At 40.7% G+C, this 21,253-nt stretch carries 16 protein-coding genes; 14 read left to right on the top strand and 2 right to left on the bottom strand.

Annotated elements, in window-relative coordinates:
* The first annotated feature begins 12 nt into the window (after positions 1-12).
* From ACTNB8_RS05515 to ACTNB8_RS05450, 14 genes are all read left to right on the top strand, one after another.
* Complete coding sequence (locus tag ACTNB8_RS05515) at positions 13-270, top strand: hypothetical protein (RefSeq protein ID WP_441052983.1); 258 nt, start codon at positions 13-15, stop codon at positions 268-270.
* Positions 271-807: 537 nt separating this feature from the next.
* Positions 808-1,347 (top strand): histidine phosphatase family protein, encoded by a 540-nt coding sequence (locus ACTNB8_RS05510; protein WP_296156117.1) that lies wholly within the window; start codon positions 808-810, stop codon positions 1,345-1,347.
* Between the two features lie 182 nt (positions 1,348-1,529).
* Positions 1,530-9,179 carry an Ig-like domain-containing protein gene (locus ACTNB8_RS05505; RefSeq protein ID WP_441052981.1) on the top strand — a complete coding sequence of 2,550 codons (7,650 nt, stop codon included), beginning with the start codon at positions 1,530-1,532 and terminating at the stop codon, positions 9,177-9,179.
* Positions 9,180-9,326: 147 nt separating this feature from the next.
* Positions 9,327-10,079, top strand: coding sequence for a tRNA threonylcarbamoyladenosine dehydratase (locus ACTNB8_RS05500; protein ID WP_441052979.1), 753 nt, complete (start codon positions 9,327-9,329; stop codon positions 10,077-10,079).
* 278 nt (positions 10,080-10,357) lie between these two features.
* On the top strand, positions 10,358-11,368 hold the full coding sequence (locus tag ACTNB8_RS05495) for a sugar ABC transporter substrate-binding protein (RefSeq protein WP_441052978.1): 1,011 nt from the start codon (positions 10,358-10,360) through the stop codon (positions 11,366-11,368).
* Positions 11,369-11,446: 78 nt separating this feature from the next.
* On the top strand, positions 11,447-12,931 hold the full coding sequence (locus ACTNB8_RS05490; protein WP_441052976.1) for a sugar ABC transporter ATP-binding protein: 1,485 nt from the start codon (positions 11,447-11,449) through the stop codon (positions 12,929-12,931).
* 11 nt (positions 12,932-12,942) lie between these two features.
* Positions 12,943-13,890: an ABC transporter permease gene (locus ACTNB8_RS05485; RefSeq protein WP_441052974.1), complete on the top strand. Its 948-nt coding sequence runs from the start codon at positions 12,943-12,945 to the stop codon at positions 13,888-13,890.
* 12 nt (positions 13,891-13,902) lie between these two features.
* A complete protein-coding gene (locus ACTNB8_RS05480; RefSeq protein WP_441052972.1) occupies positions 13,903-14,538 on the top strand; it encodes a GDSL-type esterase/lipase family protein in 636 nt (211 codons plus the stop codon).
* Between the two features lie 142 nt (positions 14,539-14,680).
* Positions 14,681-15,691: a LacI family DNA-binding transcriptional regulator gene (locus ACTNB8_RS05475; RefSeq protein WP_441052970.1), complete on the top strand. Its 1,011-nt coding sequence runs from the start codon at positions 14,681-14,683 to the stop codon at positions 15,689-15,691.
* Between the two features lie 31 nt (positions 15,692-15,722).
* On the top strand, positions 15,723-16,277 hold the full coding sequence (locus ACTNB8_RS05470; protein ID WP_441052968.1) for an RNA polymerase sigma factor: 555 nt from the start codon (positions 15,723-15,725) through the stop codon (positions 16,275-16,277).
* Positions 16,267-16,617, top strand: a complete 351-nt coding sequence (locus ACTNB8_RS05465) for a hypothetical protein (RefSeq protein WP_441052966.1) — start codon at positions 16,267-16,269, stop codon at positions 16,615-16,617. The genes ACTNB8_RS05470 and ACTNB8_RS05465 overlap by 11 nt, the downstream gene beginning before the upstream one ends.
* Positions 16,607-17,218, top strand: coding sequence for a hypothetical protein (locus ACTNB8_RS05460; RefSeq protein WP_441052964.1), 612 nt, complete (start codon positions 16,607-16,609; stop codon positions 17,216-17,218). The genes ACTNB8_RS05465 and ACTNB8_RS05460 overlap by 11 nt, the downstream gene beginning before the upstream one ends.
* Positions 17,215-17,856, top strand: a complete 642-nt coding sequence (locus tag ACTNB8_RS05455) for a PrsW family glutamic-type intramembrane protease (RefSeq protein WP_441052962.1) — start codon at positions 17,215-17,217, stop codon at positions 17,854-17,856. The genes ACTNB8_RS05460 and ACTNB8_RS05455 overlap by 4 nt, the downstream gene beginning before the upstream one ends.
* 121 nt (positions 17,857-17,977) lie before the next feature.
* Complete coding sequence (locus ACTNB8_RS05450) at positions 17,978-18,274, top strand: hypothetical protein (protein ID WP_441052960.1); 297 nt, start codon at positions 17,978-17,980, stop codon at positions 18,272-18,274.
* Positions 18,275-18,379: 105 nt separating this feature from the next.
* On the opposite strand, the gene pyk is transcribed toward ACTNB8_RS05450, so the two are convergent.
* Together pyk and ACTNB8_RS05440 are read right to left on the bottom strand one after the other, a co-directional pair.
* Positions 18,380-19,804: a pyruvate kinase gene (pyk, locus tag ACTNB8_RS05445; protein ID WP_441052958.1), complete on the bottom strand. Its 1,425-nt coding sequence runs from the start codon at positions 19,802-19,804 to the stop codon at positions 18,380-18,382.
* Between the two features lie 134 nt (positions 19,805-19,938).
* A complete protein-coding gene (locus ACTNB8_RS05440) occupies positions 19,939-21,234 on the bottom strand; it encodes a chloride channel protein (protein WP_441052956.1) in 1,296 nt (431 codons plus the stop codon).
* Positions 21,235-21,253 lie beyond the last annotated feature (19 nt).

The following is a 21,253-nucleotide window of genomic DNA, read 5'->3' as shown; positions in this document are numbered from 1 at the left end:
AGGAGACATGTAATGGAAGAATTATATCAGGCAATCGAACAGAAAATAAAAGAGTCCGGTTATCCGAGAGAGATTTCCGGTGAGGCAGTATATGATGATATCTGCGATCAGATTGACGGCAAAGAGAATGGAACTTATGTACTGCTTTCCAAATTTGAAGATGATGTGATCTTTGAATATCATATTACAGTGATGGATCAGGAGTTTAATCTGGGAATCCTTACTATGAGACTCCCGGAGGGTATTTATGCAGTGAATTTTGATGAATGAGTGAGCAAAGAGAGTACAGCTGAATGTTGTATTCTCTTTTTGCTGATAGAAAGGGCGATATGATCGAGAATTTTTGAGATTATATTTGAGTACACTCAGTTGCTGGAAGCTAAGCATCGATTTAGAGGGATTTTCTGTTTTCCGATGCCGAATATGACTCATTATAGAGATTGCCAGCATCGATTTAGAGAGATTTTCTGTTTTCCGATGCCGGATATGTGCGTTATTGGTAGGAGTTGGCATCGAATTAGTGAATTTTTTTGTTTCCCGATGCCGGATATGACTCATTATTGCAGGAATAGGCATCGATTTACACATTTTATATCAGATGTGAGATGACTCCCACCTCTGTAGGTGGCGAGCAACAAATCAGTATCAGTGGTGGGAGTCAATTCCCCATCTGATATAGCCTCCGGCAGGATTGCAGAGATGCGCAGAAGAAGTATGTCATGCATTGCATGACGCGCATCTCGTAGCAAGAATGCAGAGGCATTCTTGAATTTTTTCGATGCAAATTAAATTTCAAGGAGGACTATAATGGGACATTTTTATTTTGTGAGACACGGGCAGACCATATGGAATGTGGAAAACAAAATCTGCGGAGCTACGGATATTGCGCTGACAGAGAAGGGACATCAGCAGGCGATAGAGACTGGAAATGAGATATTAAAACAGGGAATCAAGGCAGATGAGATTCTGTATTCACCACTGATGCGTGCAGCAGATACTGCCAGACATATCTCAGAGATAACAGGAATTCCGGCGAGAGAGGAACCAAGACTGATCGAGCAGAATTTCGGAAAATATGAGTCCACACCTCGTGACGGAGAAGAATTCAGGAAAGCAAAACAGCAGTTTGTCACCAGATATGAAGGCGGAGAGTCCATGCTTCATCTCGCACAGAGGATTTACAACCTTCTTGATGATATAAAGGCAGAATCAGATAAAAAAACTTATATTCTGGTTGCGCATAATGGAATTTCACGTGTTGTTCAATCCTATTTTTATGAAATGACAAACGAGGAATACGCAGCATTCGGTATAAAAAACTGCGAGATCAGAAGATTTGATTTCTGATAAACAGAGAGCGTAATATTACAGTAACAAAATATCTGTGGTATTGCGCTTTTTTGATGTTTATATATTGCATCGACAGTATGTATACGATAAAATGAAAACAAATAACGTCTGTTTACGGCAGAAATAAAAGCTTATTGCAAACAGAGATAACCAGAAACTATTCAGGAGGAGAAAAGCGTATGAAAATGAAGAAGTTACTGGCTGTTTTTACTTCTTTGAGCCTTATGGCGGGATCTTTTTCACCGGTTTATGCAGCAGATGTCTTTACAGATGATGCAGCGGTGGAAATGTCTGTTGAGGAAGAAGACAGCAGTGCCGACGGTTCAGTGGAACTGACTACTGAATCAGAAGATGTATCAGGGGAAGAAAGTACAGATATTTCCCTGGAAGATGACGGACAGTCAGACAATGGGGAAGATGCAGGTTTCTTTGATGACGGAACAGCATCTGCAGCAGATGAAAATCCGGATACAATTGCGGACGAATCAGAAGAAAACAAAAACACAGTTTCTGCTGATGGAATCACATACAGCATTCAGGAAGATGAACAGGGAACTACTGCTTCCGTGCAGAAAATCAGCGAAGCAGTTGCTGTTATTATTCCATCTGAGATTACTGTAAATGATGCGAAGATCCCCGTTACAGCAGTTAATAAAGATGCATTTGCAGACTGTACAGGACTTCAGCAGGTATTTATTCCAGATTCAGTAGCTTCAATCGAAGCAGATACGTTTGCAGATTTTGCACAGCAGATTGTTATTTACTGTGGAAAAGACAGCTGCGCAGAGAAGTATGCTGTGGATAACCAGCTGGAATATAAGACAGACGGATTGCGTATTGTTACAGACAGTACGCAGATGGCTGTTGGTGAAACAGTAAGTCTGGGATTTGAAAGAGATCTTCTGCAGGAAGTGACAACAGCAGGAAGTCCCATTCTTAAATGGAAGAGTTCCGATGAAAATGTTGCGACCATAGATGAAAACGGACTCGTAACTGCAGTCAGTGAGGGAAGCGTAATTCTTACCTGCGAAATGGGAATCACAGCTGAGCTGGAAATGCAGGTAGTTTCTGATGAAGTACAGGCAGAAGAAGTTCAGGAAGATGCCGGAGAAGAAATTGAGACCGAAGCTGATGCAGAAAACCAGACAGATGAACTCAGTGATGATGAGAATGTGACAGAAGAGGAAGAATCGGATGCAGCAGGTGGAGAGGGTTATGTCTGGCCGGTCCCGGCATCGAGAGACAGGATTACAACCCATTTTTCCAGTGGTCATACGGCTATAGATATTGCAGCTCCGAAAGGATCACCGGTTATTGCCACGAAATCTGGAACAATCAAGAAATTTTATAACAGCTGCTGGCATCAGTCGGCAGGTATAGTAAATTGTAATCATGGTTACAATGATGGTACCAAAGGAATCGGAAATGGAGTATATATCCTGAATGATGATGGTACCTGGGCAGAATACCCTCATATGATGCAGAATTCCTTCCCGGCTAATGTGCATTGGGGTGCCCACGTTACACAGGGACAGTTTCTCGGACGTGTAGGAGATTCCGGAAATGCAGATGGAGCTCATCTGCATTTTGGTATCAGGACAGGCTCTCCGGGAAATTTCTGGAACGCAACACCAGTCAACAATGAAAAGTGGATGATCAACTATATTTATACTTCAGGTGGAGGAGACATCCCTGTTAAGAATTCTTCTGCACAGCAGGTAGGTGATGGCAGTGATTATGTGGATAACACAGGATTCAGCCGTTCCGCACGGTGCTATAATCCATCAGGTGCCCGTATAGAAGATCTGGGTATGGTTCTTATGAATGCCAGCGGAGCGGAAATCAAAACCAGCCATGAGGCAGCCCATCCATATGGAGTTGGAAGTTATCAGTCATCGGCACTGATCCACGAAAATACAAAAACAGATCTTAATATTACACTTACACCGGGAACTACCTATAAATATAAGTTCTTTATCAAAACAAATGGGAAAAATTATTTCTCAGATACCTATACAATAAAGACAACAGGTGTTTCAAAGCCATCAACTCCGAATCTGTCTGTAAATAAAACAGACATTGCTGCAGGTGACAATGTAACTGTCAGCTGGGGTGCTGATTCCAGTGCTGCCTATGGATACGAGGTTACCGTCAAGTCTTTAACCGGACCGGAATACGCAAATACAGTTCAGGTACAGGGTCAGAATTCCACAAATGTTACGCTGATGCTTCCAAATGCCGGAACTTATCAGGTAACTGCCATTGCAAAAGGTCAGGTAAACAGTGATGTGGCGAAACTTAACCGTACACTTACCGCACATGATCCGTCTACAGTCGTTTTCCAGCAGACCAATGAAGATGGTCAGCAGGAAATCCTGAAAACAGAGACTGTCCGTTATGGTTATAATGCAACAGCTCCGACAGCGCCTACAATGGAAGGTCATACATTCCAGGGATGGGACAGAGCGTACAGTAACATTACAGGAGACCTTACTGTAAATGCGAAATACAAAATCAATACCTACACAGTTACTTTTGTAAATGATGACGGTACGAAACTGAAAGAAGAAACTGTAGAATACAAGACTTGTGTAGAAGCTCCGGAAAATCCGACTTCCAACCGTACAGGTTATATTTTTGCAGGATGGAATTCAAATGATTATACCTGCGTCAAAAAGAATATGACCATTACAGCAAGTTATGTATGGAACAACATGAAACTTCCGATTGTTGTAACGATGAACAGCTGTAAATATGAAGAAGACGGTTACACTGTAAACTATGATATCACTAATTATCCAGACAGCAAAACAAGAGGACGTGCAATTGTATCTCTGAAGACATCTACTGGAAAACTTCTGGTAACTACAGAATCCAATGCGTTTACCATTCCGAAGGATACAACGAAAAAAGGACAGGAAGTGTTTGTGCCTTATGAAGGGGTAGCTTCTGTTGCGGAAATCGTTATCGTAGACAGCTTTTCATCCGGAATTCCTCTTTCTGTAAGTTCCAGTCAGACTATAAACCGTGACTGGAGTGACTGGCAGGAAAAAAAGCCGGAAGGAAATTATGAAGTAGAGCAGAGAACAGAATACAGATACAGAGACAAATTAACAACTACCAGTAACAATTCATATCTGGATGGCTGGACACAGACCGGTGCTACCGAAAGCTGGGGTGATTACGGTGCATGGAGTGGATGGTCAAGAACTGCTTACAGCAATTCTGCCAGCCGTAAAGTAGAAACAAGAACAGTAACAGATACACCTGGATATACATTAAATAAATTCTATTTCTACAGATACTGGAATTCATCAGCAAGTAAATATTACTATACATATTCTTCCAATATGGGAGGAACAAAGTACACTTACAATGAACGCCAGGGAATTGACACCAGCATGCGTGTTTATGGAACATACAGCGGACATACCGGATATGTTCCGAATGGAAATAAATTTTACTTCAGTGATGAACTGTGGTTTCTGGAAGGAAGCAGCTATGTACAGCCGGTAACCCATGTGGAATACCGTTACGCTGACAGAAGTAAGGTTTACACTTATACCCATGAAAAATGGTCAGACTGGTCTTCATGGTCAACAGATGAGGCAACTGCGTCAGGAATGAAAGAAGTAGAAACCAGAACAGTATACCGTTACAAAGCAACGACTCAGGATACAGAAGACACATCAGGAACACAGAGAACTGCTTCCGGTAAACTTTCTGCTGATTTTGCCGGCAAACAGATCATGCTGGTTGTATTTAAGGGTGCAGAACCGGCGGATTACAACAATGAATTCGTAGGACAGAGTGTAGTCGGTGAAGACGGTTCCTACAGCTTTACTTATACAACAAGAGAAGAACCTTCAGCAGTTACAGGTGATTTTACAGTATGCCTTGCACTGGAAGGATCTACGGAACTTGTTTATCTGGATACGATCCAGGCACCGAAGCCGGTTTATACAGTTAAATTTGTAGATGAAGACGGAACTGTTATTTCCACACAGGAAGTAACAGAGGGTGGAACAGCAGAACTTCCTGCAAACCCGCAAAAAGAAAATTACCGTTTCATCGGATGGAGTTCAGGAAATACAAATATCCGTTATGATCTGACTATCGTAGCCAGATATGAAAAAGAAAGCTTTGTTGTAAACTGGGTTGACTGGGATCGCCAGGAAATTCAGACGGAAACTTATGAATACGGTGATCAGCTTGTTATCCCTGTTTCTCCAAATGTAACAGGATATGAAATGACCGGTTGGTTTGATGCAGCCGGAAATCCGGTGACAAGTGAAACAGAAGTCACAGGAAATATGACGCTGACTTCCAGATATGCAAGAAAGAAATATACAGTAAACTTTTATGATGCAGATGCAAAGGTACTGAGTACAGAAGAAGTTGAATATGGACAGGCTGCAAATGCTCCGGAAGCTCCGACAAAAGACGGCATGAGCTTTATGGGATGGAACAATGCAGATTACCTGAATGTAACATCTGATATGGCGGTATATCCTATGTTCGCTTATCTGGAAACAGCGAAGACTCCTGTAGCAGACGTTGAATCCGGTAAACTGTCAGATGTAACTACAGTACATCTCACCGGTGAAGAAGGTGCACTGATTTATTACACAACAGATGGCTCCACACCAGATCAGTACAGCACAGAATATACTTCTGATGGAATTCAGGTAAGTGCCAATACGATTCTGAAATATGTTGCCTATGAAAAAAATAAAAATGTCAGTGAACTGGGAAGCAGTTTCTATCAGATACTGAAAACAGAAGATACAGATGGCGCAATTGTAATTAAAGATTCGACATCATTAGAGAAAGCAGAAAAAGGTAAAGTAATTGACACGAAGTCTTTATACACATTATTCCGCACTGATGATGGCTCCAAGACAGTTAATATCTATTCACTTGATCCGTCAGTAGCTTCTGTAACAGAAGAAGGAAAAATCCAGCCAAATAATGCCGGCACAACGAAGATCATTTTCATGACAGCAGACCGCAAATATGCAAACAGCTGTACTATTAACGTAACAGACACCACAGTTCCGGTAGAAAAAGTTACATCAGATAAATGTACTCTGTACATGGAACCGGAAGAATCAGAAAAGATAAACGTTTCTGTTTATCCGGAAGATGCTACAGATACTTCTCTTGAATGGTACACAGAAGATGAAGATATTGCTTCTGTAGGGGCTGATGGAACAGTAACAGCCAATGCCTGTGGCTCTACAATTGTAAGAGCTTATGTGGCAGATGGAAGTCATTATACGGAATGCGTGGTAACAGTCAGTGATCCATCAGTAGTTCTGACAGAAGATGTAATTGCAATGGACACAGAGTCCACTCATCAGCTGGAGTATTATGTAAATGGTACGATCAGTGAAAAGTTCTCCTGGTCTACGGATAACTATAAGGTTGCAACAGTAGACGAAAATGGTAATGTAACTGCTGTGACACCAGGAAAAGCAGTCATCACTCTTAAATCCGAAAGTGGAACATACAAAGCAAAATGTACAGTCATTGTAACTGAGCCGGAGGAAATCCAGCAGACCGATATCGGTGCTGCAACAGTGACCTTTAATAAGGAAGAATTTACTTACACAGGAAAGGCTATCCTTCCGGAAATTACAGTAACACTTCTGGGTAAAACACTCACGGAAGGAACAGATTATCAGACAGTCTGCAGCAACAATATCAATGCAGGCACAGTAAAAGTTTCTCTTGTGGGAATGAGTAAATACACAGGTATTGTTGAGAAGACATTTACGATCGCAGCGAAGAACCTTTCAGAATGTGAAGTAAGTGAGATTGCAGATCAGCAGTACACAGGTATTCCGATCGCTCCGGCAGTTCAGGTTAGAGATGGTGATACAGAACTTACATTAAATGAAGATTATGCAGTTACCTATGAGAACAATACGAAACCTGGAACTGCAAAAGCAATCATCACCGCAAAAGGCAATTATCAGGGAACTGCTAAGAAACTGTTTACAATCCAGGGGATTTCACTGAATGGAATCAGTCTGAACAAGACCGAAGGCTCCATGGAAAAAGGTGATGAGGAAAAACTTATCGTCACACTGAACCCTGTAAACACTACAGATTCCGTGGATATTCAGTGGACTTCCAGTGAGCCGGAAGTAGCTTCCGTAACAGACGGAGTTGTAAAAGCCCTTAAAGCCGGAACAACGGTGATCACAGCAGCTGTAAAAGGTACTTCAATATCAGCAGAATACACACTGAAAGTAACAGATTCCACACTGGATACAAGAACAGATCTTTCAAATGCGGAGATTACTGTAAATGGAAATCTGGAATATAACGGAACAGAACAGACACCTTCTGTAACTGTAAAAGTAAACGGTACTGCACTGAAAGAAGGAAACGATTATACGCTTCTGTGTGAAAACAATATAAATGCCGGCAAAGGTCTGCTCTATGTAATCGGACAGAACGATTACAAGGGCGTTGCGAAAAAAGAATTTGAGATCAGCCGTCAGAATATCGAATCAGCGAAGTTCAGTGAAATTGCAAAACAGACATATACAGGAAAAGAAATTTCACCGGCAGTTACACTGACCGCAGGAGAAACAGAGCTTGTTCTTAATCAGGATTATGTACTTGAGTATACAGACAATACTGAACCGGGAACCGCTCACGTAAAAGCAACAGGTATTGGAAATTATCAGGGAACTGTGACAGCAGATTATGAAATCCAGGGAATTACTCTGGAGGGAATTGCCCTTGTAAACAAGACAGAAGAAATTTACAAAGGTCAGGAAAAAGAACTGAAAGTCCTTCTGACCCCTGCAAATACAACTGATAAAGTTGAGATTGAGTGGGAAAGCTCTGATGACACTGTTGCAACCATTACAGAAAAAGGAATTCTTACAGCATTAAAAGCCGGAAAGACAGTGGTCACGGCAAAAGTAAAAGGTACTACAACAGAAGCGTCCTGTACTGTAACAGTAAAAGAAGTCACTGGCAATGCTGGAATCAGTATCTTAAAAACCCAAATTACTGTAGCAGGCGGTATGACCTACACTGGTGCTGAGTGTAAGGCAGAAGTTACAGTTACTTTCGGAAACCAGAAACTGACAGAAGGCAAAGATTATGAGCTGATCTACAGCAATAACATCAATGCAGGAACAGCGACAGTTTATATTGTAGGATTGAATGATTATACAAGTATTGTGCAGAAAACATTCACGATTGAACCGGAAAATATCATTCAGATCAAGTTGCCAACGATTGCTGAACAGACATATACAGGCAAACCGATCTCACCGGCGGTACAGCTTCCTGGCCTTGTATCAGGCAGAGATTACACAGTGGAATATGCATCCAACACAAATGTCGGAACTGCAATCATCATTGTAAAAGGAACCGGAAACTATGCAGGTGAGGCAACGATCCGTTTCAACATCAAGAGCGCGCCTGTCCCAAAACCATCAACTCCTGCAGTAAAACCGATCACTCCGAAGCCTGCCGCACCGACACCGGTGGTAGAAAAACCGGTTACGGTTAATGGAACGACTCTTTCTTCTGTCAAGAATACAAAGACAAGAAAGATGACCGTTAAGTGGAAGAAAAACAAAGCGGTCAACGGATACCAGATTCAGTATTCAACAAATAAGAAATTTACTTCAGGCACCAAAACGGTAACTGTGAACAAAAATTCTACAGTTTCAAAGACAGTGAAGAAACTCAAAAAAGGCAAGAAATATTATGTGCGCATTCGTACATATAAAACAGTTAATGGCAAGAAATATTATTCATCATGGAGTAAAGCAAAATCTGTAAAAATTAAAAAATAAACAGCAGAGAAAATCGGCCGGCATTCTGATATGCCGGCTGGTTTTTTGTAAAGAGGGAAGCTTTAATATTGTGGGGAATATTTTCGTATGTTATAATACATACTTGAATTGTAGGCTAATTTCAGATAGATAAATGGAGAGAAAAATATGTTAAATCAGTTTTCCAGAACAGAACTTCTTTTTGGTAAAGAAGCTATGGAGAAACTTGCCGGCTCGAGAGTTGCCGTATTCGGTATCGGAGGAGTTGGCGGTTATACAGTTGAGGCGCTGGTACGAAGCGGAGTTGGTGCGATTGATCTGATCGATGATGACAAAGTATGTCTTACAAATCTGAACAGACAGATCATTGCGACCAGAAGTACAGTAGGTAAATATAAAGTAGATGTTATGAAAGAACGTATCCTGGATATCAACCCCAAGGTAGAAGTCAACGTTCATAAATGCTTTTATCTTCCGGAAACAAAAGATGAGTTTGATTTTTCGCAGTATTCTTATGTTGTTGATGCCGTAGATACGGTGACTGCAAAAATCCAGCTCGTTATGGAGGCAAAAGAAGCCGGAGTTCCGATCATCAGCAGTATGGGAGCCGGGAACAAACTGGATCCCACAGCATTCCAGGTGGCTGATATCTACAAGACGTCTGTCTGCCCGCTGGCAAAGGTAATGCGCCGTGAACTGAAAAAACGCGGCATAAAGAAACTGAAGGTGGTATATTCTCAGGAAAAACCAATCCGTCCTCTTGAGGATATGTCGATCAGCTGCAGAACCAACTGCATCTGTCCGCCGGGGGCTGCTCACAAATGCACAGAACGTCGTGATATCCCGGGCTCCACTGCATTTGTGCCGTCTGTAGCAGGCCTTATCATTGCGGGTGAAGTGATCAAAGATCTTACGAAATGATACAAATAAATGATGTAAATAGCACAGCTATTGTAATTAATCATCCAATAGCTGCACTGTTAATGTTGCATAAAAAATGGACAGTACATTCATACAAAATAGCAAAAATATAAAAACAGATTGACAATAAACAATAGTGCGTGTATGATAAAAGTATCAAATGGAAACGTTCCCAAAAACAAATAAAAAGTCATATTATACAAATACGGCTTTTTTTTAAAAACAAAAATGGTAACGTTCCCAAAACGGAAAATCAATTTACAAATGGAGGAATGGATATGAAGAAAAAAATTATGAGTTTAATCCTGGCAGCATCAATGACCTGTTCAATGGTAGCAGGAGCTACAACTGTATTTGCCTCAGATGATAAGGCAGAGACGAACGCAGAAGAAACTGTGGAGCTGGCACAGCCATCTGATAATGAGGGCTATACAATTGGTATTTCTGTTCTGAACTTAACCGGTCAGTTTTTCATCCAGTTAGTTGATGCAGCACAGGATGAAGCTGATGCAACAGGCTGCACATTGATGACTAATTCCTGTGATAGTGATTCTGCAAAACAGGTTACAGCATTGGAAAATTTTATTTCAGCAGGATGTGATGCGATTATTGTGTGTGCAGTAGATGCTGAGGCTACAAAACCGGTAATTGCAAAGGCAAAAGAAGATGGGATTGCAGTTGTCTGCCTTACATCAACGATTGATGGTTATGATGCATATATCGGATGTGAGGAATATGTTTTAGGGTATACACAAGGCTGTGCTGTTGGACAGAGAATTGCTGAAATGTATGGAACAGATGAAGAAGTACAGGCTGCAACATTGAATTATGATCTTATGGAATCTGTTATCGATCGTAAAAAAGGAATTATGGAAGGTGTTCAGGAATATGCACCAAACGTTAAATTTGTTGCAGATGCAACCGCAGCAGATCAGGAAGAGGGAATGTCCAATACTGAAAATTTCCTCCAGGCAAATCCAGATCTGAAGGTGGTATGTGGTGTATCTGATGGAGCCGCTCTTGGGGCCTATCAGGCATTTAAGGCAGCTGGAATGACGGACCCTGATAAATATCTGATTGCAGGTATTGATGCTACAGATGAAGCACTGAAGCTTATTGATGAGGGAACTATTTATCAGGTTTCGGTAAGCCAGAATCCTACAACAACAGGTAAACAGCTGGTTGATACAGCGATTGCAGTAGTAAACAAGGCTTCTTATCCAAAGGACAGCTTATTTGATCTTCAGGCTGTAACAGCAGCAAATGTGAAGGATTATATAGCTGAATAATATAATTTCTATGCATTCAGGGGACTGACAGGTCCCCTGAAACTGTTCAGGGGTTACCCCGGGAAGGAATCAGATTATATGGAACCTATATTAACTTTAAAGAATGTTACAAAAGAATATCCCGGTGTTGTGGCTCTGGATCATATGAATCTGGAGGTATATCCTGGTGAAGTACATGCGCTTATGGGAGAAAATGGTGCAGGAAAATCTACACTGATTAAGGTTATTTCCGGTGCTATTAAACCGAATGGGGGTACTATCATATATGAGGGAAATGAATATACATCAATGACGCCGGCGTTATCTAAAAAACTTGGAATTGGTGTTATTTACCAGGAGTTTAATTTAGTACCGGATCTTTCCGTTGCGGAAAATATTTTTCTTGGTCAGAAATTAACAACAGGATTTACGATTAATCGTAAACTTATGAATCAGAAGGCAAAAGAACTTATGGACAGTTTTGGCATAGATATTGATGTGACAAAAGAGGTGAAAAGTCTTACAGTTGCATATCAGCAGTTAGTTGAGATTACCAAAACTATTTCTTCAAATGTAAAAGTTCTGATTATGGATGAACCATCAGCACCGCTTACTAATCGTGAAATTAATGCTATGTTTGGAATTGTTCGAAAATTGAGAGAACGGGGAGTTGCTATCATTTATATTTCCCATAGAATGGAAGAAATCTTTGCATTAGCTGACAGAATTACTGTTATGAGAGATGGAAAATATGTGGGAACAAAAATGACATCAGAGATTGATAATAATGGACTGATTAAAATGATGGTAGGACGTGATCTGGATGAACAATATCCTATTGTAGAAAAAAATATCGGAGAAGTAGTGTTGGAAGTTGAACATTTGAGTACAGAAACTCTTTTGCGGGATATCAGCTTTAAGGTGCGAAAAGGAGAAATACTTGGTTTGGCAGGATTAGTAGGAGCAGGAAGAACTGAAACTGCAAGAGCTATTTTTGGCGCAGACCCAAAATCTTCAGGAAAAATAAAGATACATGGACGGGAAGTTCATATTCATTGTCCTAAAGATGCGATTAAGGATGGAATAGCATTAATTCCGGAAGACAGAAAGAAACACGGAGCCCTTCTTGATATGACAATACGTGATAACATTTCATTTATTGCGGTGAAAAACATTTCAAAGGCCGGTTTCGTAAATCAAAACGCAGATAAGAACATGGCAGAGAAATACATAAAGGAATTATCAATAAAAACACCTTCCATGGAGCAGCTTACCAGAAATTTATCAGGAGGAAATCAGCAAAAGGTTGTACTTGCGAAATCTTTGGCATCAAATTCTGATATTATAATTTTTGATGAACCAACAAGAGGAATTGATGTTGGAGCCAAAAAAGAAATTTACGTATTAATGAATGAACTTGCAAAAAAAGGAATGGCAATTATTATGATTTCATCTGAAATGCAGGAACTTCTGGGAATGGCTGACAGAATATTGGTTATGCATGAAGGAGAAATGATGGGTGAATTAAAAAAAGAGGATGCTACGCAGGAAAAGATTCTTGAGCTGGCCTCCGGAATCAGATAAGGAGAGAGGACATGAAACAGATATTCAAAAAATTCAGTACACTTATTATATTAGTTGTCTTAGTAGCTATTTTTGCAATTGCTTCCCCAAATTTTCTGCGGGTGAATAATCTTCTAAATGTCCTGAGACAGGTTGCTGTTATCGGAATTCTTACAGCAGGTATGACGTATGTTATCATTTCCGGTGGCATGGATCTGACAGTTGGTGCATATCTGGGACTTTCAGGTGTTGCCGTTGCACAGATGATTAGTGCAGGTATGTCTGTTCCAATTGCAATCATTCTTACTATGTTAGTAATGACAGTAATTGGTGTGATCACAGGAGCTTTAATTGTAGGCCTTAATGTATCAGCGATTGTGATTACACTTGGAATGATGACAGTTGTTCGTGGCCTTGCATATATTTTCTCTGGCGGGCTTCCAGTTTATGACATTCCTGAATCAATTGTATATCTTGGACAGGGATATGTGGCAGGAGTTCCAATTCCAGTTATTATTATGTTGATTATTGTTGTGATCATGGGATTGATTCTGAAATATTCCTATTTTGGACGTTATGTTTATGCAATTGGAGGAAATGTTGAAGCAGCAAAGCTGGCGGGTGTTTCTGTAAACAAGATTGTTATTTCGCTTTATGGAATCAGTGGATTTTTGGCCTCCATTGCAGGCGTTGTACTTACAGGTCGTGTAAGTTCTGGGGCTCCGGCATCTGGTACAGGAACAGAAATGGATGTTGTAACAGCAGTAGTAATTGGAGGTATTAGTGTAAATGGTGGTAAAGGTTCTATGCTGGGAGCATTTCTTGGTGCTGTTATCATAGGCGTACTTAGTAATGGCCTGACAATTATGAATATAGGAGAGTACTATCAGCAGGTTGTTAAAGGAATCGTTCTGATTCTCGCAGTTGCTTTTGATGTTATAGCAAACAAGGAAACTGTAAAAAAAGTAAAAGAGGCATAGGAGGAACAACAGATGAAAACAGTTTTATGCTATGGAGATTCCAATACCTATGGACTTATGCCTGATTTAGTCAGTCGATATCCTCGCGAGAAAAGATGGACAGGTATTCTTCAAAAAGAATTGGCCCCTGAATATTATATTATTGAAGAGGGCCTGGGAGGGCGGACTACAGTGTGGGACGATCCTGTAGAAGAATACAAGAATGGAAAAAAATATCTTCTTCCATGCCTGGACAGCCATAAACCGCTGGATCTTGTAGTAATTATGCTTGGGACAAATGATTTGAAATCAAGATTTTCAGTAACTCCTTTCGATATTGGTACTTCAATGGAAAATCTCATAAAGACAGTTATGAAATCGGATGCAGGTATTAATTTCAAACCACCAAAAATACTTTTGGTAACACCAGTACCTATTCATAGTGTGGGACGGCCAATGGATCTGGATCAGATGATTCCGGATATGGAGAACAGAAGCAAAGCACTGGAATACTACTATAGCAGAATTGCTGAAAATTATCATTTAGACTATTTGAATCCAGAAGGAAAAGTGGAAGTAAATGAAATTGATGGTATCCATTACACTGAAAAAGGCCATATTCAAATGGCAGAATTGATGAAAAATAAAATAAAGGAAATTTTTGATTAAATTTAAGACAGGGTTCGTGTAAAAACGGATTCCTGTCTTAAAAAAATTGTTGAAAAAATCAGAAAAAAAGGTATGCTATTAATAAGATAAGTAATTACCTTGAAACTAATCATAGTAATGATTAATTTGTCGGAGAAAGAATATGGTTACAATATTTGATGTTGCAAAAGAAGCGGGAGTATCTAAATCAACAGTTTCCCGAGTGATTAACAGAGATACAAAAGTAAAAAAAGAAACCAGGGAGGCCGTAGAGGCTGCTATAAAAAAGCTGGATTATTCACCAAGTTATATGGCACAGGCAATACGTACTCGGAAAACACATACGATTGCACTGGTAGTACCTGAATATAGTAATATTTTTTACACAGAAATGTTTCGTGGCGTAGAAGACATTGCTTTGAAATATGGGTATATGGTTATGGTCTGCAATACAGAACGACATGCAATGTCTGAGATTGAATATACGAATGAATTACTGAAAAGAAATATAGATGGAATTATTTATAACACATATCGCACGGATGATGAGATGGCAGATTATCTAAGACAGATTTCGGAGCAATTGCCGATTGTATATATGAACAAAGTTTTCGGGGAAAATGAAAGTTATGCATATGTTTACACTGATGGATTTAAAAGCAGTCGAAAAGCCGTTCAATACTTATTTGATAAGGGAAAACATAAACTGGGTTATGTGATGAACTCAGAAGATGTCAGCATTATTGAGGATCGTTTTGAGGGATTTGTACAGGGACTTAAGGACTGTGGCTTGGAATTAAATGAAAAATGGGTGTATCGTGTCCAAAGAGAAAACGAACCGGATTATATTAAACTGGGACGGGATGCAGCCAAGTATTATGTATCACTTTCGAATAGACCAGATGCAATCTTAACAGCTACAGATATGCTTGCAATCGGCTGTGTAAAAGGATTTAATGAAAGTCAGATTTCGGTTCCGAAAGAAATCAGTGTAATTGGTTTTGATAATATTTTCGTCAGTGCATTGATAGATCCTCCTCTGACGACTATCGCCCAACCTGTACGTAAAATGGGACAGGCAGCTGCAGAAATTTTGATATCTACACTTCAAGGTAAAAAGACACAGAATAAAGTCGTATTTGAAGGAAAACTGATTGTCAGAGAAACAACATAATTTAGAAAAATATCAGGGGAGGGCATCCCGAATGAGAACAGATGAGACTTTATATGAGCTTTACTGGCAGGGAGAAGAAAAAGCTGCAGATGAACTGGTATTGAGGCATGGAGATATTCTCACTTTATATATTAATGGTTACTTGAAAGATATGCATGAGGCAGAAGATCTGATGATTGAAACTTTTGCACTGATGTTCGCACGCAGAAGACCGGTATCCGGTGAAGGCAGTTTCAGGGCATATCTGTACAGAACAGCCAGAAATCTGGCAGGCAAAACAAAGAAAAAGCATCGTATACTACATATTGGACTGGAAACTCTGCCATTTGAAATTCCGAGCGGAGAACTTCCGGAGGCCGGATTGTTTAACAGCGAACGAAACAGTCAGTTGTACATGGCACTTGAAAAACTGAAAAAAGAATATCAGGAAGCACTGTATCTGGTTTATTTTGAAGATATGAGTTACCGGGAAGCAGGAAAAGTTCTGGGAAAATCAGAAAGTCAGGTTACAAATCTTGTGCACAGAGGCAAAAAAAGCCTCAGAGAAATTCTGGGAAAGGAGGGGTTTGAGTATTATGATGACTGATGAAGAACGCATGAAAAAAATACGAAAAAGGACTGCCGAAATAAAGCATCAGGACAGCAGAAATAAACAGATATTCAGTGAAATTGCATGTGTTGCAGCTTGCTTCGCAATTATCATATGTACAGGATTCTATATGCCTTCCCTGACTCAGAATCTTTCTTTTCGAAATATACAGCAGACATCAGCAACAGCAAGTATCATTGCGAAAAACGGTGCTCTGAGTTATATCATAATGGGGATTCTTGCATTTGCCCTCGGAGTTTGCCTGACGATTTTTATGTACAAAATCCGTGAAAGAAACAAACGAGATTCAAAAGAAAGGGATACAGATGAGCTTTGAGATCATAGATAATTTTTTTCAGGTGATCGTTATTGGATTGATGGCACTCATTTCAGGGACAATGGCATTGCATGAGAGCAGCAAAGAATATCTGCTGCTTTCATGTGGATACTTCTGTATGTCGCTGGCAACATTGTATTATGTACTGTGCCTTATCATTACCGGAAAAGTACCGCAGGTTTTTTATGTTGCGGAAATATCCTGGATCGCGGCCTATCTTTTTTATCTTTCTGTATCATTATTTCGGACGAATGTTCAGGAAAAATCATGTAAACCGGCAGCTGTGGGAGCAGTCGTTGTCACTGTTGTGAGCATGCTTATGAAGATCATGGGACCATCACCGGTCACTGAAATTGCATTTGCAGTGACGGCTGGAACAATAGTCTACAGATCTATATGGGGGCTCTGTCAGAAAGATTCTGCGAAACTGCTTGACGTTCTGTTTTTACTTGTGGTGGTTTTGCAGATAAGTCTGTATAGTATTTCGGCATTTATTAAGGATTATACAAATTTTAATCTTTATTTTGCGATAGATATCGTGCTGACACTTACCATGGCAGCGCTTCTTCCGGCGCTTAAGAGAGAGGTGGAAGCTGAATGACCTACATAGAAAATATTTTTATCTGTATTGCAATACCATTGATATTGAGCCTTTTTTTCAGGACAGGAAAAGAAAGAAGATTCACGATTTTTGTTATTGTCGGAATGGGAATCTGCCTTCTTTCTGCATATGTCAGCAGTTTTTTTGTGGGATATTATGGGGCGAGTTCTGTTGCATCAGTAGTAGAGATCACACCTGTGTGTGAGGAAGTTATGAAAGTACTGCCGCTGCTGTTTTATCTGGTAGTTTTTGAACCGAATCCCGGAGATATTACATCTGCCTCTCTTGGAATCGCCGTAGGATTTGGAACTTTTGAAAACGTATGTTATCTTACAGAAAATGGAGCTGAAAGCTTTTCTATTCTTCTTATCAGGGGCATTTCTGCGGGAGCACTTCATATACTGTGCGGGATTGCAGTTGGTTATGGAGTTGCACATGTTTTTCGCAGAAGCTGGATCGCCCTTACCGGAACAGTAGGTGTCGTTGGTGCATGTATAGTATTTCATGGCGTATATAACCTGCTGATCAGTGGGGACGGTGGCTGGAAAACTGCCGGTTATCTTTTCCCGTCAGGACTGATCCTGATATTGTTTATACTGAAGGGAATTTTTTCGAGGATAAAAATAGAAATCGAATAAGTGGCTGAGGTAAAAGTATGTCTGTAAAAAACAGGCATATTTTTTATTTTTGGTGAAAGGAATTGAAAGAAAGTGTCTTTTATTAGATAGAAAACAAAAACAGAGAAAGGGAGACTGTTGAATGCAAGATGTAAATGAAGAGAGAATGCACAAGATACGTCAGAAGTGCAGAATATACAGACGACGTTACGAAAATCGACAGTTGGGCGAACTGCTATGTAGTTGTGTTATACTTATAAGCTGCATTTTTTCAATGCTTAACAGGGTAGAGACAGCAGGCCTTTCAACTGTAGAAGGAGGATATGGTTCAGTAGTCCTTCTCAATGGTGGCAGTGTTTATGTATTTGTAGGTGTTGTCGCTTTTGTGACAGGAGTAACGATAACTGTCCTGTGTATCAAACTAAGGAAAAAGAAATAGAATTCTGAAATTATGATTTTGCCCACCCCATAAAACATAAAAATCAGGGCGGCTGCATTGCAACCTATATAGGAGCAGGCAGCCGCCCTGAAGTCTGTTAAGATATTAATATTCACCAACTACTGCAGCTTTCATAAGGTTGGTATTGCCCGGACGTCCAAGCGGAACACCTACGGTAAGAACAACAACATCTCCCTGTTTTACATAGCCGGCTTTTTCAGCAGCTTCTGTTGCGTGAAGAAGAAGGATTTCCATACTGTATTCTTCTTTAATATAGATAGGTGCAACACCCCAGGAAAGATTCAGCTGACGACAGATACGCTCATCTAGTGAGCAGCCTACGATCAGGCATCCCGGACGGTACTTGGAAACCATGCGGGAAGTGTTTCCGGAATGTGTGACTGTGATAATGGCCTTTGCACCAAGATCGATAGCTGTCATGCAGGTGGCATGGGAAATAGCATTTGTTACACTGGTAGTCTGATCTTTGGCACGAATGCTGAACATCTGATTGTACGGAACATCATCTTCTGTACGGCGCGCAATCTTGACCATGGTCTGCAGTGCTTCTACAGGATATTTACCTGCAGCTGTCTCACCGGAAAGCATGATAGCACTTGTTCCCTGATAGATGGCATTGGCAACATCAGTTGTCTCAGCACGTGTCGGACGTGGGTTTTTCATCATGGAATCCAGCATCTGGGTAGCAGTGATGACCTGTTTGCCGGCATTGTAGACCTTGGTGATGATGTCTTTCTGGATAACAGGTACATCTTCCAGAGGAATCTCAACACCCATATCTCCACGAGCGATCATGATACCGTCAGCAACGTGGATAATGTCATCAATGTTATCAACGCCCTGCTGGTTTTCAATCTTGGCAATGATATTGATGCCTTTCCCACCATTGTCTTCAAGGATCTTACGGATTGCAAGGATATCATCAGCTGTTCTGGTGAAAGAAGCGGCAATGAAGTCAAATCCTTCCTGAATACCAAACAGAATATCATCATGATCTTTCTGGCTGATGAAAGGCATATTTACTTCAACGCCAGGAAGGTTTACACCTTTTTTGTTGGATACAACACCACCGTTTTTGACGGAACAGACAATGTCATGTCCTTTGATTTTCTTAACTTCGAGACCGATAAGACCATCATCGATAAGGATAGTATTACCTGGTTTTACATCTTTGTATAAGTCTTTATAAGTAACGGAAACGATGCTTTCATTCCCTTCAATTTCATCTGCTGTTAAAGTAAATTCCTGACCTTCTTCCAGAGTGATTTTGCCGTTTGCAAAGTCACGGATACGAATTTCAGGGCCTTTAGTGTCCAGAAGCGCTGCGATCGGTTTATTGAGACGTGTTCGGATTTCTTTTAACTGATCAAGTCGGCCTTTTTGTTCCTCGTGGGAACCATGAGAGAAGTTAAAACGTGCAACGTTCATGCCTTCTTTAACGAGCTGTTCCAGAATGCCTTCTTTATCAGTGGATGGACCCAAAGTGCAGATAATTTTGGTTTTGCGCATATATAATCCTCCTGTTTTTCTATAAAAAATACACCTCTATTCTATCATATAATCCGTTTTGCACAAGTAAATTCTAGGTGAAATCGAACGTTATTTTTGTAACAAAAGTTGCTGTGAACGGAGTGAACAGTTACTCAGAATCTGGTGTGGCGGTTGATGTATTTGGCTTTGTATTTCGAGTATACGATGGTCTGATCTTTGTACAGGCCATAATAGCCGGATACAGAATAACTTATTGCCACGGCTATCAGATAATAGGAGACACCGCGGAAGCCAAAAAGTTCAAATGCGATCAGGATCGAGGTAATCGGACAGTTGGTCACACCACAGAATAATGCAGTCATCCCGGCAGCTGCGCAGATTGAAGGTGAAAGACCGATGATCTGTCCCATCAGGCATCCGAAGGTGGCACCTATGCAGAAAGAAGGAACGATTTCACCACCGCGGAATCCGGCACGCATAGTCAGTGCAGTAAGGAGCATTTTCCAGAAGAAATCCAGAGGTCTGGTCTGGCCTTTTTCGACTGCAAGCTCGATCAGATTATTGCCGGCACCCATATAATCAGTGGTGTGCAGCAGTATCGTGATGCCAATGATGATAAAGCTGGCAGCCACAATACGTATATAAGGATTTTTAAAAAAGCGGCTGTAAAACTTGCTGACGCCATGAAGTGCCATACAGAAAATGATACTTACAGCTGCGCAGGCAGCGGCTACGATGACCATTTTGACTCCTGTTTCAACAGTCAGTTCAGGAATATTTACAACATGAAAAGTTTCCGGATTGATGCCGAAGCCTGTGGCAAATCTGGCAGCAATGATTGAAGCAATCACACATGGAAGAAGTGCTGCATAGTACATAATACCAACACTTATAACCTCCATGGAAAAGACCGCAGCGGCCATTGGAGTTCCGAAAACTGCAGAAAAGGCGGCACTCATTCCGCACATGATCATGACATGGGTATCTTCTTCGTCTAGTTTCAGCCACCTGCTGAGCTGATTTCCGATACTGCCGCCGAGCTGTATGGCAGCACCCTCACGACCGGCGGATCCACCTGTAACATGTGTCAGGATAGTGGAAATAAAAATCAGTGGTGCAGAACGAAAAGGTACATCATCCTGGGAACGGATAGTAGAAAGTACCTGGTTGGTTCCACCGTCTTCTTTATCGATTTTCTGATAAAGAAATACAATCAAAAGACCGGAAACCGGAAGAAGCAGAAAAATCTGCGGATAAATACCACGCAGTGAAGTGACTTTTTTCAGTGAATCAGCAAAAAAACTGCTGACAGCGCCTACGATAAGGCCTGTGGCAACAGCAAGGATCAGCCATTTGAACAGATTTGCTATATCCCGTCTGATATGGCTGACGTAATACTGCAGGTTTCGGATTTCTTCCTGCTCTGGTTTATCTGGTGTAGTGTTCATAGTTTCCCTCCGCTTGTAA

It is taken from the genome of Blautia sp. HCP28S3_G10 (assembly GCF_052065235.1).
Lineage (GTDB): Bacteria > Bacillota > Clostridia > Lachnospirales > Lachnospiraceae > Blautia_A.
This window is presented reverse-complemented; position numbering and strand designations above follow the sequence as displayed.

Coding starts and splice junctions, on each gene's coding strand:
- ACTNB8_RS05515 (WP_441052983.1), top strand. CDS start 13: ATGGAAGAATTATATCAGGCAATCGAACAGAAAATAAAAGAGTCCGGT.
- ACTNB8_RS05510 (WP_296156117.1), top strand. CDS start 808: ATGGGACATTTTTATTTTGTGAGACACGGGCAGACCATATGGAATGTG.
- ACTNB8_RS05505 (WP_441052981.1), top strand. CDS start 1,530: ATGAAAATGAAGAAGTTACTGGCTGTTTTTACTTCTTTGAGCCTTATG.
- ACTNB8_RS05500 (WP_441052979.1), top strand. CDS start 9,327: ATGTTAAATCAGTTTTCCAGAACAGAACTTCTTTTTGGTAAAGAAGCT.
- ACTNB8_RS05495 (WP_441052978.1), top strand. CDS start 10,358: ATGAAGAAAAAAATTATGAGTTTAATCCTGGCAGCATCAATGACCTGT.
- ACTNB8_RS05490 (WP_441052976.1), top strand. CDS start 11,447: ATGGAACCTATATTAACTTTAAAGAATGTTACAAAAGAATATCCCGGT.
- ACTNB8_RS05485 (WP_441052974.1), top strand. CDS start 12,943: ATGAAACAGATATTCAAAAAATTCAGTACACTTATTATATTAGTTGTC.
- ACTNB8_RS05480 (WP_441052972.1), top strand. CDS start 13,903: ATGAAAACAGTTTTATGCTATGGAGATTCCAATACCTATGGACTTATG.
- ACTNB8_RS05475 (WP_441052970.1), top strand. CDS start 14,681: ATGGTTACAATATTTGATGTTGCAAAAGAAGCGGGAGTATCTAAATCA.
- ACTNB8_RS05470 (WP_441052968.1), top strand. CDS start 15,723: ATGAGAACAGATGAGACTTTATATGAGCTTTACTGGCAGGGAGAAGAA.
- ACTNB8_RS05465 (WP_441052966.1), top strand. CDS start 16,267: ATGATGACTGATGAAGAACGCATGAAAAAAATACGAAAAAGGACTGCC.
- ACTNB8_RS05460 (WP_441052964.1), top strand. CDS start 16,607: ATGAGCTTTGAGATCATAGATAATTTTTTTCAGGTGATCGTTATTGGA.
- ACTNB8_RS05455 (WP_441052962.1), top strand. CDS start 17,215: ATGACCTACATAGAAAATATTTTTATCTGTATTGCAATACCATTGATA.
- ACTNB8_RS05450 (WP_441052960.1), top strand. CDS start 17,978: ATGCAAGATGTAAATGAAGAGAGAATGCACAAGATACGTCAGAAGTGC.
- pyk (WP_441052958.1), bottom strand. CDS start 19,804: ATGCGCAAAACCAAAATTATCTGCACTTTGGGTCCATCCACTGATAAA.
- ACTNB8_RS05440 (WP_441052956.1), bottom strand. CDS start 21,234: ATGAACACTACACCAGATAAACCAGAGCAGGAAGAAATCCGAAACCTG.